The sequence below is a fragment of the Pandoraea soli genome, assembly GCF_902459595.1.
Classification (GTDB): domain Bacteria; phylum Pseudomonadota; class Gammaproteobacteria; order Burkholderiales; family Burkholderiaceae; genus Pandoraea; species Pandoraea cepalis.
Window position 1 is genome coordinate 284,755 of sequence record NZ_CABPSG010000006.1, and the last position, 14,890, is coordinate 299,644.

A 14,890-nucleotide genomic window follows, 5' to 3' on the forward strand; every position below is an offset into this window, starting at 1 on the left:
TTCCCGTATTTTTTCCACGCATTTGGCGCGCCGCGCCGTCCCCGCATCGATCAGTCGAAGCGACGGTTGAACAACACGTCGAAGCCGGACAGCGAACCGGTGCGCAGCACCAATTGCCAGCGACGCGACACCTGCCACGTAATCTTCACGATGCTCGCGGCACTGGTCAGACTTTGCTCGTATCCCAGGGCGAAGTTGTCCGAGATTGCCTTGCCCACCTTCACGACCTGCTCGTCGTCCGACAGGCCCGAGTCGCTGGTGCCGATGCTGAACTCGTCGATCCCGAGATCCTTGATGATGCGTCTGCCGCCCGTGGCCCCGAGCAGCGCCGTGGCCGCCCCCGCCATCGCCTGACGCTGGCCGAGCCCCGCGCCGTCCGGGCCGTGGCCGAACATCAGCCATGAGAGCTTCTCCTCGTCCGACACGTTCGGCTCCGACACAAGCGACACACGCGGCTGGCGCACCGTGCCCGTCACCAGCACCCCGGCGGCGACTTCCTGATTACGGCGCATCGCCTGAATGTAGATGTCGGGATTGTCGAGCGGGCCGACGAAGTTGATCTGACCGCGCTCGATCGCGAGCTTCCGGTCGAACGCCTCGTACGTGCCCTCCGCCACCGTGATGGTGCCGGTCGCACGCATCGTCGTGAGCGGATCGCTCTGCAGGCGCACGCTGCCGCGCAACAGCAGGTCGGCCCCGCCGCCGACGAAGCGGAAGTCCCGCCCCAGATTCACCTCCACGTTGATGTGCGGCGAGAAGCGGCTGGCCGGCTTCGCGCTGATGCGGGCAGCCTCCTCCTTCGCGTCGAGCGGCCGGGTGCGGGCCTGCGCGCCGCCGCGCACCACCACGACATCGTCGCCAAGCTTCGGCGCGCTGGTCGGCGGCAGCGCAAAACGGGCCCGGTCGATGGTGAACTTGCCGGTCACGGCCATCGCGTCGCCACTGCCCATCGCCTTCGCCTCGCCGGTAAGGGTTAGCTGCCGGTCCGGCGCGGCGAACAATTGCAGCTTGTCGGCCGTGAGCGTAACGCCAAGCGTCGGCTCGGGCGTGTCGAGCCGGATGTTGCCCGTCGCCCGCGCCGTGCCGCCGCCACCGCCTGTCACGACCACGTCGCGCAGCACGATCTCGGTCGGTGTGAGCGCCACGCGCACCCGACCATTCTTGACGCGAACGCCCGTGTCGAACATCTGCATCGACAGATCGTCGGCGGTCAGCTCGCCGGTGGGACGCGGCTTGCCTACCGTGCCCGCGAGCGTCACTTGGAGGTTCGCACGTCCCTTGAAGGCAAATTGCGCCCCGGCCAGACGCTCGAAATTCGAGAGATCGGGGACGGCAATGGCGAGGCGTCCCGCGAGCGGCGCGGTGTCCGGCACCTCGGGAATGCCGCCCTGCACATGCAGGCCTGCCTGTATGTCGGCGTCCAGCGTGCCGACCAGCGACGAGACGGCCTTGAGCGTGACGTGCGCTGTCTGCCCCGCCAGGTCGACGTGCGCGCGCAGCGCCGAGATCCCGAGCGGCACGCGCGCCCCCACGCCGCCCTTCTCCGCCGTCAGGCCGGGAACGCCTGTCACCGTCACGTTCACGCTCTCGTTCAACCCGCCGCGACTCAACGTGACGTCACCCCTGCGCCGCACGACTTCGACGAAGCCGTCGGCACGCTGACCGGTGTGCACGTCCCATTTGCCGTCGAGCACGAGGTCGCTGGCGACCGACGACGACTCGCCCGTGAACGCGTGCATGACGCGCAACACCTGCGCGACGTCGAGCGTGTCGATGGTGCCCGCCGTCTTCAGTTGTCCCTCGCCGTAGTCGAGGTTTGCCAGTGACACCGTCCCCGCATCCGTCACGAGTTTGGCCGCGCCGAGATGCACGCGGTCGGCACTCACCTGCACCTGCCACGGGGACGCCAGATCAAGCTTCGGCACGCCACGGTTTTCGAGCGTCTGAATCATGCCGCGCCAGCCCGGCTTGCCGCGCGTATCGGTCACGGCGCCGGCAGCATCGAGATTCATGTCGAGCGGCGCTTCGCGCAACCTGCCCGCCGCCTTCAGATGCAATGTATGCGCGCCGCGAGTGCCCGCCAGCGCAAGCGAGAGCCGATCGAGCCGCGCGATGTCGCTGGTCAGGCCCTGGCCCTCGAGCGTCACGTTCAACCGGTCGCCCGCCGCGCCCGGCAGGCCGCCGCTGACGTCCACCTTCCCGCTCAGATGCTGGAGCCGTTGCGCCCCGAAGACAAGCTTGTCGGCCGCCAGCGACGCGACCACGACCGGACGCTCGATCGTGCCCGACACTTGCCCGTCCACTTGCAGCCGACCCGCGAGGCCGAAGCCCAGCTTGTCGAGCGACGGCGCGTCGACCTTCACCGCCATCTTGTCGCCCGCAGTACCGAAACTGCCGCGCAATTGCACCTGATTGCCTGCCACGAGCAGGTTGGCGTCACTGGGCAGCAGTCGCGTGCCCGCCAGCCTCACCGTGCCCGACCCGCTCATCGGCAAGTCGGCGTAGACGCTGTCCTGCAATGCAAACTTGAGCGCGAGTCCGAACGCCGGACGCAGCGCCCCCTGCGCATCGACCTGCCCCGTGACGCTCGCCGTCGGTGGCTTGGTACCCCGTTTTTGCGGGCCGTAAAGGTCATACCAGGCGGCGGGGTCGAAGCGCGTGAGCTTGATCTGCGCCCGATAGGCGCCCGCGTCGTCGTTTTCGAGAACGCCGGTGGCCGCAACCTTGCGATTGCCGGCCTCCAGCGAGAGCGCGTTGACGGTGGTGCCCTTAGCATCGAGACCGATGTCGGCCAGCACACGTCGGGCCGCGTCGCGCCAATCGAGGACGATGTGTTGCCCGGTTGCGTCGAGCTTGATGTCGAGTGGCCCGCCGAGCGTCGTCGCAGGCAGCTTGCGGTACAACGCGCGCAGATCGAGATCGCGCATCGTCAATGCGAAGCCGCCGACAGTCGCCTCGGCATCCGCCGACGTCGGCGGCGCCGCCTTTGCGGCGCTGGCCGCATTCGCCCCCTTCGCCCCCTTCGCCGCCGACGCGACAGGCGCCGTTGCCGCCGCCACCGATACGGCCACCGTCTCCCGACGCAGCTCGCCGCTACCGGTGAGCCGGCCGCCGCCCACAAGCTTCAGTTCGATATCGGTCAGCGCCTGATGCGTCGCATCGAGCAGCACCTGCGTGCGCAGGCTCTCGACGGGCAGCCCGCCGGCATCGATGGCTCCTGGCTTGGCGTTCGTCACGGACACCGGCCCCAGCACGCGGAATGTTCTGGCCCCTGGCTCCGGTCGCAAATCGGCCTGCACTGCGAGATCCGCCTGCGGCGCGGTGGGATCGAAGTCGCGCGGATTGAGGTGATTGAGCGACACCTGTGCGCGCGAGAGCGGCACGGCGCTGAACGGCGACATGGCAATGTGCGCCGTACCGTTCAGCGTCTTTCCGGTCGCCGTCAAGTCGACGACGAGCGCGTCGAGCGAGCCGGACAGGTCGGCCTGCAGGGCGACGGGAATATCGCCCGCCTTCGCTTGCAAGCCAACGTTGCCCCCCAGCGCGAACGGACGCCGGCCGTTCAACTGCACATTCGCCCGCACCTCGCCGTAGGGCGTGCCGAGATGTTCGACCTGAATCGTGTGTTGCGTGCCGTCGCTGCGCGCGGCGACGCGAACGTCTTCCAGCACCAGCGCAGGCGAATGCAGTGTGAGCTTCGCCACACGCACGTCGTTCAACGTGAGGCCGAGCGGCAGACGCAGGCTAGACGGCATCGTTGTGGGCGTGGTCGACGGTCGCGATGGCGCAAACGCTATTTCCACGTCCCCCGCCTGCAACTTGTCGACGGTGAAATGCAGCGGGCGCAAGCGCAAGTCCCAACGGCTTTCGAGACGGCTCACGGTGATGCGCGTCGCACCGTCGAGATAGCGCACGTCGCTCACGGTGAAGCCATGCGCGAGGCTGCCGCCGCGCCATTCCCCCGAGAGTTTGCCGCCGAGCGTCGACACCGCCGTCTGCCACAGCCAGCGGCTACCGCGTTCGCTCGACATCGCCCAGAGCAGCGCGCCAATGACCAACACGACGATGAGCAGGACGGCGAGACCGGCGCCCGCCAGCGCACGCACCCATCGCCGACGACGCGCAGGTGGCGTTGGTGGCGTTGGCGGCGGCTCGGATGGGCGCGGCGGAGAGGTATCGAGCGGCATCGTCATCAGAAAGCCACCCCCAACGAGATGGCCGGACGGAACTGCTTGTTGCGCACGCCGTAGCCCAGGTCGAGGTTCACCGGCCCGACCGGGCTGCGCCAGCGCACACCGACCCCCACGCCGTGATACAGCGGCGTGGGGTGCCGATAATCGTCGGTGGCCGTGCCGACGTCCCAGAACACGGCGCCGCCCCAGTCACGCGTAACCCAGCGCTGGTATTCGAGGCTTGCCGTGCCGAGATACTTGGTGGGAAACGTGGTGCCGTTCTGCTGACGGCCAATGCTCTGGTACGTGTACCCACGAATCGACGACGTGCCGCCCGCGAAGAACAGCAGCGACGACGGAATCCGGTTGCTGTTGCCGTTGGTGAGCACGGCGCCAAGCTCCAGGCGCGCGATCACGATGTCACGTTGGCCCACGGGAAAGTACTGACGGATACGGCCGTAGAGACGCCCAAAACTCTGATCGGTGAGGACGGGCTTCGCCGCGACGCCGATCTGCGTGTTCACAATGTTGCCCTTGCGCGGAAAGATCAAGTCGTCGACATCGCGACGATTCCACGAAAACGCCGCCACAAGCGCCTTGTTGAGGAAAGGCTGGCCGCCGTCGGGACGTTCGTCCGCGCGGTAGAAGTCGAGCGTATAGGCCCAGTCGTAGCGATCGCGCGAGCGGGCGCGCTTGATGCCGATCTGGGTCGAGCGTTGATCCAGGCCGTTCAAATACGTGCGCTCGAACGATCCGCGAAGGCTGTTGGTGTACGCGCTGGTGTCGGGCGGCATGGCGATTTCGGCGTACCCGCCCTGTCGGTACTGTTCCAGACGCGCCTGCGTGTCGAACGTCCACGCGCGGCCAAACAGGTTGTAGTACGAATAACGCCCGTTGACGCTCGCGCCGGTATCGGTCGTATAGCCGACCCCGCTTCGCACGCGCTGCGTGGGGAATTCGCGCACCTTGACTTCGACCGGTGCGTTTTCGGCACGCGCCGGGTCCTCCGTCACCGAAATGATGACGTTCGAGAAGTATGGCGTGGCCTGAATCTGACGCTGCAGTTCCCGCAAGCGCTCGGCGTCGAATGGCTCGCCCTCGGACAGCGGATTGACATTGCGGATGATCTGCGCCGGATAGCGCCGCGTACCGGAGATGATGAGCGGGCCGAGGGTGAAGGGCGGGCCGCTCTCGTACGTCGCGACGAGCGAGGCAGCGTCGTTATCGGCATCGACCACGGCGCGCGCGAAGGCCATCTTCGCCGCGTGATAGCGCTTCTGCCCCAGTTGGAACAGGGTGTCGTCCTTGGCCTTGTCCCAGTCGGCCTGACGGAACGGCGCATCCACCGGCAACGCCCAGGCATTGCGCAACTGCGCGACACGCTGTGGATCTTGTTCGATCACCGGGCCGGTGAACGTGAGATCGACGTTCTTGATATGCGTGCGCGGGCCGGAAGCCACTGCGACATGAACGTCGCGCTTGCCGTTGATGGTGGCCACGTCCACATGCGTGACGGGCGAGAAATAGCCTTCCGTCGACGTGAGTTCCTGCACCTGCTCGCCCACGGTCGCGATCAGATGTTCGAACTGAGCCTCGCCAATGTCGTCGCGCGCGGCGTAGCGCACGAGATCGAGATTGTCCGTCAGAAGCTTGGCCAGACCGTTGGGGGCGTCGACACGAACGCGATAGTCGGCTTGCGCCGCGCCGGGCACTCCCAGGCCCAATATCAAGCCGGCCAGCGTGACCAGCATGGCCGGTAGCGTGCGCAAAGGGGGCACGACTAGGCGACGGCAAACGTCGTCACCGGGTGGGATCTGCGAGACGGTCAAAACCTTCCTTGGCGTGTTGAATGTTGTCGCCGGTCGTCCGGCATGCGGTCAATGGCGCCCGATCGCGCCTTGGGTGCAAGCATGGCACAGCATTTATGCGTGCGATGCACATGTACGGCATATATGAGGCGTATTTGAACATATCCCTTCCCCCTGTTCACCCGCTTGGCCCAAAACAGCCAAAACGGTGGGCCGAGACGGGTTTGCGGTAGAATCTGCGTCGATTGGCGCCGTCCCAATGGCGCCGCTGTTGCCTATTTTTTGAGCAATCGACCATGTACGAATCCGACATCACCCAATTCATCAAGCAATTGAAGACCGAGAAGCCGACGCTGGAAGCCGAGCAACGCCAAGGTCGCGCCCTGCTGTGGGACAAGCAGCCGATCGATTTGGACGAGCGCCGCCAGGCCCAGCAATCGCGCGTGGCCCAGCAGCCCTACGTCTATCAGGGCGAGTAAGTCGCCGCTGCCCGGCCGAGTCCTCTCTTGAATCCGAGTCCGCCCGACGATCCGTCGCACACGCCCGAGCCGATCGCCGACGTCGCGCCGGCGTCGGCGCACGTCGATGCGACACCGTCAGAGGGATCACCCCCCCAGCCGCGCCCGACCGGCAGCCCGGCGACAGAACTGCCCGCGCCGCACAGCGGACAGGACTCCACGCCCGACACGGTTGACGGCGTGGCGCGTGCGCGCCTGTATGGCGAGCCGCTCTTCGCCCTGCCGAACGATCTGTATATCCCGCCGGACGCGCTCGAGATCTTTCTCGAAGCCTTCGAAGGCCCGCTCGACTTGTTGCTGTATCTGATCCGCAAGCAGAACTTCAACGTGCTCGACATCCCGATGGCGCAGGTCACGAAGCAGTACCTGCTCTACGTCGAACAGATCCGCCGGACCAATCTCGAACTCGCGTCCGAGTATCTGCTCATGGCCGCGATGCTCATCGAGATCAAGTCGCGCATGCTGCTGCCGGTCAAGAAGGCCGACACCGGTGAAGACGCCGAGGATCCGCGCGCGGAACTCGTGCGCCGTCTGCTCGAGTATGAGCAGATGAAGCTCGCCGCGCAGAAGCTCGACACGCTGCCGGTGCTCGGCCGCGACTTCCTGCGCTCGCAGGTCTATATCGAGCAAAGCCTCCAGCCGCGCTTCCCCGATGTCGACGCCGAGGACCTGCGCGCCGCGTGGGCCGAAGTGCTGCGCCGGGCCAAGCTCGTGCAGCATCACAAGATCTCGCGTGAAGAGTTGTCCGTGCGCGAGCACATGAGCCAGATTCTGCGACGCTTGCAAGGCGCACGCTTCATGGAGTTCACCGAACTGTTCGACGTCACGCGCGGCGTGCCGGTCGTGGTGGTCAACTTCATCGCCATGCTCGAACTCTCGCGCGAGTCGTTGCTGGAGATCACCCAGGCCGAGCCGTTTGCGCCGATCTATGTCCGTCTGACCTATTCGCCCAACTGAGCGTCGCCCAACGACGCGCTCAGGAAACCTCGGGGCGGCGGGAGTCCGCCATGCCAGCGCGGTTTTGCGCACGCCGATTGAGATTTCCTCTACAATCGCCCGGACGTTTTGGCGGCCACGCCCTTGCCAGACAAGGCGCGCGCCACGCCTGGACGTAACACACACGTACGCCACGCACGGAACCTCAATGAAAGTCATCCCTTCGATTCATGAACTGCGCGACCAACTGCGCGGACAGAATCGCGTCGCCTTCGTGCCCACGATGGGCAACCTGCACGACGGGCATCTGTCGCTCATGCGACTGGCGCGCCAACACGGCGACCCGGTCGTCGCCAGCATTTTCGTGAACCGCCTGCAATTCGGACCGAACGAAGACTTCGACAAGTATCCGCGCACGATGGCCGACGACGTCGAGAAGCTCACGCGCGAGAACGTCTACGTGCTGTTCTCGCCGGACGAAAGGGAGATGTATCCGGAGCCGCAGGAATACCGCGTCGAGCCGCCGCACGATCTCGGCGACATTCTCGAAGGCGAGTTCCGCCCGGGTTTCTTCACGGGGGTGTGTACGGTCGTTACCAAGCTTTTCTCGTGCGTGCAGCCGCGCGTGGCCGTGTTCGGCAAGAAGGATTACCAGCAACTGATGATCGTGCGCAGCATGTGCCGTCAGTTCGCGCTGCCCATCGAGATTATCGCCGCCGAGACCGTGCGCGCCGACGACGGCCTGGCGCTGTCCTCGCGCAACCGCTACCTGTCGGATGCCGAGCGCGCCGAAGCGCCGCAGCTCTATCGTCTGCTGGGCCAGGTTCGCGACGACGTCAACAGCGGCAAGACAGACTACGCGGCGCTCGAAGCGGCGGCCATGCAAACGCTGACCGAGCGCGGCTGGAAGCCGGATTACGTGGCGATTCGCCAACGCGCCAACCTGCGTGCGCCGGCCCCTGGCGCCGCACCGGCCGAGAGCCTGGTGGTGCTTGCGGCCGCCAAGCTCGGCGCGACACGACTGATCGACAATCTCGAAATCTGAGCGCCGGGCACGCCGCATACGGTCGAACGACCGTTGCCTCGTGCTCCCGACGCAAGCCGCGCGTGCCGGTTGCACGCGCATCTTTCGTCGCGCCGCTCGCGCGACACCGCAATACTAGAGGCAAGCCATGTACCGCACCATGCTCAAGTCGAAGATCCACCGCGCCACCGTGACGCATTGCGAATTGCATTACGAAGGCTCGTGTGCGATCGACGAGAACCTGCTCGAAGCCTCGGGCCTTGTCGAAAATGAGCAAATCGACATCTTCAACGTCAACAATGGCGAACGCTTCACGACCTATGCCATTCGCGGCGAGCGCGGCAGCGGCATGATCTCGCTCAACGGCGCCGCGGCCCGCCGCGCGCAACTGGGCGACGTCGTCATCATCGTGTCGTACGCACAGGTCGAGGAAAAGGAAGTGCTGGCCGGGTTCAAGCCCAAGCTGGTGTTTGTCGACGAGAAGAACGTGCAGAAGGGCGAACGCGATCACGTGCCGCTGCAAGCGTGGGAAGAGACACGCGCCTTCGAGGCGGCGCAAGCAGCCAAGTAAGGCCGCTCGTCGACGCCAACGACAAGTGTCGAATGACCAAGGGGCCCGCGGGCCCCTTGGTCATTGTCGTCGCGCCGGCTCAGTCACCGCCCTCGCAGACGATCACTTCGCGACGAAGGCCGTAATGCCTTCCCACTGCGGCAGATCGCGTTCAACGCGTCCCGGCGCCACGTCCCACAGCGTGAGGCCGTGCGCGGCGAGCTGCACATAGTTCTGGGTGTTGCGCAGCATGCCGAGCACCGGCAAGCCGGCCTCCTCGCAGTAGCGCGAGAGCTGATCGGCCGCGCGAGTGCGGGCATCGACCCGCATGCCGACCACGCCGATACGCACATCGCCCTGACGCACCGCCCGCTCCTCGCCCAGCTTTTGCAGGAAATCGCGTGTGGCGAGAATATCGAAGATCGACGGCTGCAGCGGCACCAGCACGTGGTCGGCGAGTTTGAGGATCGACTCGAGCCGCTTGCCGTGCAGCCCTGCGGGCGTGTCGAGCACCGCATGGGTCGTACCCTTGGGGGGACGGGCAACCTCGTTGTGATCGACCTCCCAGGTGGCGATCTGGCGCAGCCCAGGCGGGCGCAAGCCCAACCAGGCCCGCGACGACTGCTGCCGATCGGTATCGCCGAGCATCACGGCGTGCCCCTGCGCGGCCAGATAGCCGGCCAGATTCGTCGCCAGCGTGCTCTTGCCCACTCCCCCCTTCGGATTCGCCACCACAATCACCGGCATCGCAGACTCCCCTAGGTCGATTTGCCGTTCATCTTACAACGGCCGGATGGCGGCCTCGCGTCAGTCCACCGTCGCTGCGCACTAGCGCAAGCACGCCCAGACGCGCGACAGATCCAGATGCGCCGCCAGCGAATCCGCCAACCGGTCGAGCGACGCCTCGCGCAGCGCGTTGTAGTCCTGCGCCTCGACATCACCGGCACCGGCCCACGCGAGCAGCGCTTGCAGGGCCTGCGGCGTATCGAACAGGCCATGCAGGTAGGTGCCCATCACCCGATCGTCGGCCGAGCGGGCGCCGTCGGCGCGGGCGGCCGCTTCACTCACTTCGCCCGCCAACCAGACGGCCGGCCGCTCGAGCGCCGCCCCGTGCGTTACGCCCATGTGGATCTCGTAGCCGCTCACGGGGGCATCGCCGACGCTCAGGCGGCCCGCCACGACGCGCAGCTGCTTTTGCGGCTGCATCGTGGTCTCGATGTCGAGCCATCCGAGACCGGCGGTCGTCCCCGGCTCGCCTTCCAGCCCGAGCGGGTCGTGAATCGCCGTCCCGAGCATCTGCAAGCCACCGCAGATACCTAGCACCTTGCCGCCGTAGCGCAGATGCCGCGCGATGGCCGGCGCCCAACCCTGCGCCCGCAGCCACGCCAGATCGGCACGCACATGCTTGCTGCCGGGCAGAATCACGAGGTCGCAGGCGGGCCACGACTCGCCCGCGCCGACGTAGCGGAAGTCGACCTGCGGGTGCGCCCTCAAGGCGTCGAAGTCGGTGTGATTGCTGATACGAGGCAAGGCGGGCACCGCGACGTGCAACCGTGTCTCGCCGCGCGCGGCCGAGTGGCGCTCGCCGGGCAGCATGTCTTCGCCATCCAGATGCAGGCCGTGAAGATAGGGCAGCACGCCCAGCACCGAGATGCCGGTGCGCGCCTCCAACCATTCGAGGCCGCTGGTCAGCAACGACGGATCGCCGCGAAACCGGTTGATGACGAAACCCTTGATGCGCGCGCGCTCGCTATCGGACAGACACGCGAGCGTGCCAAGCAATTGCGCGAACACACCGCCCCGGTCGATGTCGGCGACGAGCAGCACTGGCGCATCGACCGCCTCGGCGAAGCCCATGTTCGCGATGTCGCGCGCGCGCAGGTTCACCTCGGCCGGACTGCCTGCCCCTTCGACGAGCACCGCATCGTAGCCGGTGCGCAAGCGCTGGTAAGCGGCCAGCACGGCGGCCATCGCACGGGGCTTGTACTCGTGATACGCACGCGCATCGAGATCGGCCATGACCTTGCCGCCGATGATGACCTGCGCGCCGCGATCGCTGCTCGGCTTGAGCAGCACGGGATTGAAGTCGGTATGCGGCGCGATGCCGGCCGCCTGCGCCTGCAACGCCTGCGCGCGGCCGATCTCGCCGCCGTCGGCCGTCACGGCACTGTTGAGCGCCATGTTCTGCGGCTTGAAGGGTGCCACACGCACGCCTTCACGATGGAGCAAGCGGCACAGCCCGGCGACCAACGTGCTCTTGCCGGCATCGGACGACGTGCCCTGAATCATCAGGGTGCCCCGATAGGCGCGTGAAGGTGCGGCGAAATTGACAGGGATTTCACTCATGACGCGAATTATCGCATCGGCCGCTCGTACAATATTGCCCATGAGTGCCCTCGACCTGACTTTCGTGCTGGGTGGCGCGCGCTCCGGCAAAAGTGCGTTCGCCGAACGTCTCGCCGGACAAAGCGGCCTGCCGGTCACCTACGTCGCTACCGCCGCGGTGAGCGACGAGCCCGAGATGCGCGCGCGCATTGCGCATCATCGCGCGAGCCGTCCGGCGCACTGGCGCACCGTGGAAGTCGGACGCGATCTCGCGGGAACGCTGCGCGACGTCGCCCGCGACGGCCATTGCGTACTGGTCGACTGCCTGCCGCTGTGGCTGGCCGGTTGGCTCTGCCCGCCGGACGATCATCCCGAAGGGCCCGCCAGCGATACGCGGTGGCACGATGTCGTCGAATCGCTCGACCGGACGCTGGAATCGCTGCCCGGCAAGATCATCGTCGTCAGCAATGAAATAGGCCTCGGCGTGATTCCGATGGGTTCGCTGACGCGACGCTACGTGGATGAGTTGGGCCGTCTGAACCAGCGTGTCGCCGCACGCGCCCCCCAAGTGCGTTTTGTCGTCGCCGGATTGCCGATGGCCGTCAAAGGATAATCGCCAATGCTCACCGCCATCGCCCCCGAATCGCTCTGGCTCGCCGCCCTGATCGGCGTACTGCTCGACGCCTGGCTCGGTGAGCCGCGCCGGTGGCATCCGCTGGCCGGGTTCGGCTACATCGCCAATGGCGTGGAAGCCTGGCTCAACGCGCCCGGCATCCAGGACAAGCCGTTCAGCGCCATGGCGCGCGGCGTCTGGGCGTGGGCGATCATGCTGGTACTGCCCGTCGTGATCGCCTGGGCGCTCACGTTCCTGCCCGGTTGGGGAGGCATCGTCTGGCAGGCGCTAGCCTTGTACGCCGCCTTGGGGGCACGCAGCCTGCGCGAGCACGTGATGCCCATCGCCCAGGCGCTGCGCGACGGCGACCTGACGCAAGCGCGCGCGCTCACGGCGCGCATCGTCTCGCGCGACACCGACGACGCAAGTGCCTCCGATCTCGCGCGCGCAGCGGTGGAGTCAACGCTGGAGAACGGCAACGATGCCATCTTCGGCGCGCTGTTCTGGTTCGCCATTGCAGGCGCGCCCGGCGTCGTGCTGTTCCGACTTGCGAACACGCTCGACGCCATGTGGGGCTATCGCACCGACAAGTTTCTGTACTTCGGCCGACCGGCCGCTCGCATCGACGATGCGCTCAACTGGATTCCCGCGCGGCTGACGGCTGCGAGCTATGCGATCTTCGGCGACGTCTCCCGGGCCATCGACTGCTGGCGCACGCAGGCGAGCGCATGGTCCAGCCCGAACGCCGGGCCGGTGATGGCCGCCGGGGCAGGCAGTCTCGGTGTCCAATTGGGCGGCCCGGCCCGCTATCACGGCGAGTGGGAAGCACGTCCGGCGCTGGGTTGTGGCATGACGCCGTCGCCACAGCACATCAAGGCCGCGTGGCGGCTCATCTCGCGCTCGATGTGGATGTGGCTGATCGTCAGCGGCGCGCTGGCGCTCTTCGCGGCCTCACAGGCCGATAACGTGCCGACAGGGATGTTGTGAGCGAGACGGCATTCCCGGCCTTGTATGCGCCATCAGGGCCTCGCCACGGCGGCAATCTCGGCGAAGCCATTCGTCGGTATCAACGCCCCCGCGAGGACTGGCTCGACCTGTCCACCGGCATCAATCCGAACGGCTATCCCGTGCCGATGCCGCCCGCGAGCGTCTGGCGCGACTTGCCCGACGCCCTCGACGATCTGCGCGACGTGGCGGCACAATATTACGGCGCGCCAGCCCACGCAGTGGTGCCGTGCGCCGGATCGCAAGCGGTCATCCGCACGTTACCCGCGCTGCTGCGGCCGGGACGCGTTGCCGTCGCCTCGCTCACCTACAGCGAGTACGCGCCGGCCTTCGCACAAGCCGGGCACACCCTTGTGCCATGGCTGGGGCCCGAGGCCGGATTGCCCGACGTCGACTACCTCGTGTGGGTCAATCCCGACAATCCGACGACACGATGCGTTTCGCGCCAAACCATCTCACGATGGCAATGTTTGCTGGCCGAGCGCGGTGGCATGTTGATCGTCGACGAAGCCTTTGCAGACGTTTCACCCCACGCGTCGATGACGTCCCACGCGGGCGAGGACGGCCTCGTCGTGCTCCGCTCGGTTGGCAAGTTCTTCGGGCTGGCGGGCATTCGCGCGGGCTTTGCGCTTTGTCCTGAGGCGTTGGCGACGCGCTTGGCCGAGCGTCTTGGTGCGTGGACGGTCAGCGGCCCGGCAAGGTTCGCTGTCCGAACCGCCCTGCGCGATACGGCGTGGCAAGCGGCGACACGCGCGCGTTTGGTGGAGGATGGCGAACGGCTGCTTGCGCTGTTGCGAACGCGGGGCTGGCCGGCGCACGGCACGCCCCTCTTCGCATGGACACCGCATGCGATGGCGCCGCGGTGGCACGCCCAGTTGGCGGCGCAGGGCATCTGGACACGCCTTTTCGAGGCGCGTCCGGTCACCGTGGCGAACGGGGAAACGCTGACCTTGCCGAGTCTGCGGCTCGGCCTGCCGTCGACCGAAGGCGAGTGGCAGCGATTACAAACGGCACTCGACGGCGCGCGTCCCGAATGACAAATTAGGGAACTGCGGAAGTCGGGGGCCGTCCAAATTCCTCGTAACGTTCCCGAAAGGTCATCTTAAATTGCGCTTACCTCGTATGACACGACGTGAGACGCGAGTCCTTTTTCGTTACAAATTGAAGCATTTCTGCAACAAATGCATACAGTCATCGCCGAAGGGCGCCGTTAGACTGAAGGTTCTTTCGCAAGGGCTTTCTCCGATAAAAGGACGACCAAATGAAAAAACTGCCTCTGTTGCTCGCTACCCTCCTGACCGCCGCTGTCGTGACCGTCGGTTGCACCAAGAAGGAAGACCAAACGGCCGCGCCGGCCGCCGACACGACGGCATCGGCACCGGCGGCAGACACGGCCGCACCGGCCAGCGATGCAGGCGCTGCCATGAGCGCGCCGGCGTCGGACGCAGGTGCTGCCGCCCCGGCTCCGGCGTCCAACTAAGGTCGCCGACCGGTTGGCTGGGCACTGCCGCGCAAGCGGTTCCGTCACACGGTGCGCCATCCGCCGGTCACCGCAGCCTCGCTTCAGTAACGCTTTAGTCATGCGGTAGTCACGCCCTGACAACGCGTTAGCGATCGCGCCCCCTGAACTCTCCGGAGTCCGGGGGCGCGGTCGTTTTAACTTGCGGCGCGATTGCCAGCGTGTTGTCCCACGAGGCTTCGCACGATGCGTCGATCGATGTGTCGCGCTATTTGACCAGCGTTACGCCACCGTCGATCACGCCGTAGGCTTGGACCTTGCTCGTGCCGTTCGCGGCGCTCGCACCGCCATGTCCGTCCGGCGCCGCACACGCACCGAGCATCATCACCAGCGCGAGCGTCAACGCGCTCCTCATTCCGATATTTCGCTTCACGACTTCCACTCCTAGAATCCCGCGCACGGGCCGTACGTATTGTCTGC

Annotated in this window: 13 protein-coding genes; 8 read left to right on the forward strand and 5 right to left on the reverse strand. The window is 66.4% G+C overall.

Annotation, left to right across the window (positions count from 1 at the left end; genetic code table 11):
• Positions 1-50: 50 nt before the first annotated feature.
• Positions 51-4,193, reverse strand: a complete 4,143-nt coding sequence (locus PSO31014_RS13235) for a translocation/assembly module TamB domain-containing protein (protein ID WP_150552036.1) — start codon at positions 4,191-4,193, stop codon at positions 51-53.
• On the reverse strand, positions 4,193-5,923 hold the full coding sequence (locus tag PSO31014_RS13240; protein WP_150552037.1) for an autotransporter assembly complex protein TamA: 1,731 nt from the start codon (positions 5,921-5,923) through the stop codon (positions 4,193-4,195). The genes PSO31014_RS13235 and PSO31014_RS13240 overlap by 1 nt, the downstream gene beginning before the upstream one ends.
• A 353-nt stretch (positions 5,924-6,276) precedes the next feature.
• On the opposite strand from PSO31014_RS13240, the gene PSO31014_RS13245 reads away from it, so the two are divergent.
• From PSO31014_RS13245 to panD, 4 genes are all read left to right on the forward strand, one after another.
• Positions 6,277-6,459, forward strand: coding sequence for a DUF3460 family protein (locus tag PSO31014_RS13245; protein ID WP_017235051.1), 183 nt, complete (start codon positions 6,277-6,279; stop codon positions 6,457-6,459).
• 168 nt (positions 6,460-6,627) lie between these two features.
• Complete coding sequence (locus PSO31014_RS13250; RefSeq protein WP_150552101.1) at positions 6,628-7,455, forward strand: segregation and condensation protein A; 828 nt, start codon at positions 6,628-6,630, stop codon at positions 7,453-7,455.
• 187 nt (positions 7,456-7,642) lie between these two features.
• Entirely contained in the window at positions 7,643-8,479 is an 837-nt protein-coding gene (gene panC / locus PSO31014_RS13255; RefSeq protein ID WP_150552038.1) for a pantoate--beta-alanine ligase, read from the forward strand.
• Between the two features lie 127 nt (positions 8,480-8,606).
• Positions 8,607-9,029, forward strand: coding sequence for an aspartate 1-decarboxylase (panD, locus tag PSO31014_RS13260; RefSeq protein WP_017235048.1), 423 nt, complete (start codon positions 8,607-8,609; stop codon positions 9,027-9,029).
• Positions 9,030-9,131: 102 nt separating this feature from the next.
• Here panD and PSO31014_RS13265 read toward each other — a convergent pair whose 3' ends face one another.
• Both PSO31014_RS13265 and PSO31014_RS13270 read right to left on the reverse strand, forming a co-directional pair.
• A complete protein-coding gene (locus PSO31014_RS13265; protein ID WP_150552039.1) occupies positions 9,132-9,755 on the reverse strand; it encodes a ParA family protein in 624 nt (207 codons plus the stop codon).
• An 81-nt stretch (positions 9,756-9,836) separates the two neighbouring features.
• On the reverse strand, positions 9,837-11,354 hold the full coding sequence (locus tag PSO31014_RS13270) for a cobyric acid synthase (RefSeq protein ID WP_150552040.1): 1,518 nt from the start codon (positions 11,352-11,354) through the stop codon (positions 9,837-9,839).
• 40 nt (positions 11,355-11,394) lie between these two features.
• Here PSO31014_RS13270 and cobU point away from each other — a divergent pair, with 40 nt between their 5' ends.
• The 4 genes from cobU to PSO31014_RS13290 all read left to right on the forward strand — a co-directional run bounded on the left by cobU (position 11,395) and on the right by PSO31014_RS13290 (position 14,431).
• On the forward strand, positions 11,395-11,946 hold the full coding sequence (gene cobU, locus PSO31014_RS13275) for a bifunctional adenosylcobinamide kinase/adenosylcobinamide-phosphate guanylyltransferase (protein WP_150552041.1): 552 nt from the start codon (positions 11,395-11,397) through the stop codon (positions 11,944-11,946).
• A 6-nt stretch (positions 11,947-11,952) separates the two neighbouring features.
• Positions 11,953-12,933 (forward strand): adenosylcobinamide-phosphate synthase CbiB, encoded by a 981-nt coding sequence (gene cbiB, locus PSO31014_RS13280; RefSeq protein ID WP_150552042.1) that lies wholly within the window; start codon positions 11,953-11,955, stop codon positions 12,931-12,933.
• Entirely contained in the window at positions 12,930-13,988 is a 1,059-nt protein-coding gene (cobD, locus tag PSO31014_RS13285; RefSeq protein ID WP_246176622.1) for a threonine-phosphate decarboxylase CobD, read from the forward strand. The genes cbiB and cobD overlap by 4 nt, the downstream gene beginning before the upstream one ends.
• 224 nt (positions 13,989-14,212) lie before the next feature.
• Positions 14,213-14,431 carry a hypothetical protein gene (locus PSO31014_RS13290; RefSeq protein WP_150552043.1) on the forward strand — a complete coding sequence of 73 codons (219 nt, stop codon included), beginning with the start codon at positions 14,213-14,215 and terminating at the stop codon, positions 14,429-14,431.
• Between the two features lie 247 nt (positions 14,432-14,678).
• On the opposite strand, the gene PSO31014_RS22425 is transcribed toward PSO31014_RS13290, so the two are convergent.
• Positions 14,679-14,825, reverse strand: a complete 147-nt coding sequence (locus PSO31014_RS22425) for a hypothetical protein (protein ID WP_174976502.1) — start codon at positions 14,823-14,825, stop codon at positions 14,679-14,681.
• Between the last annotated feature and the right edge of the window lie 65 nt (positions 14,826-14,890).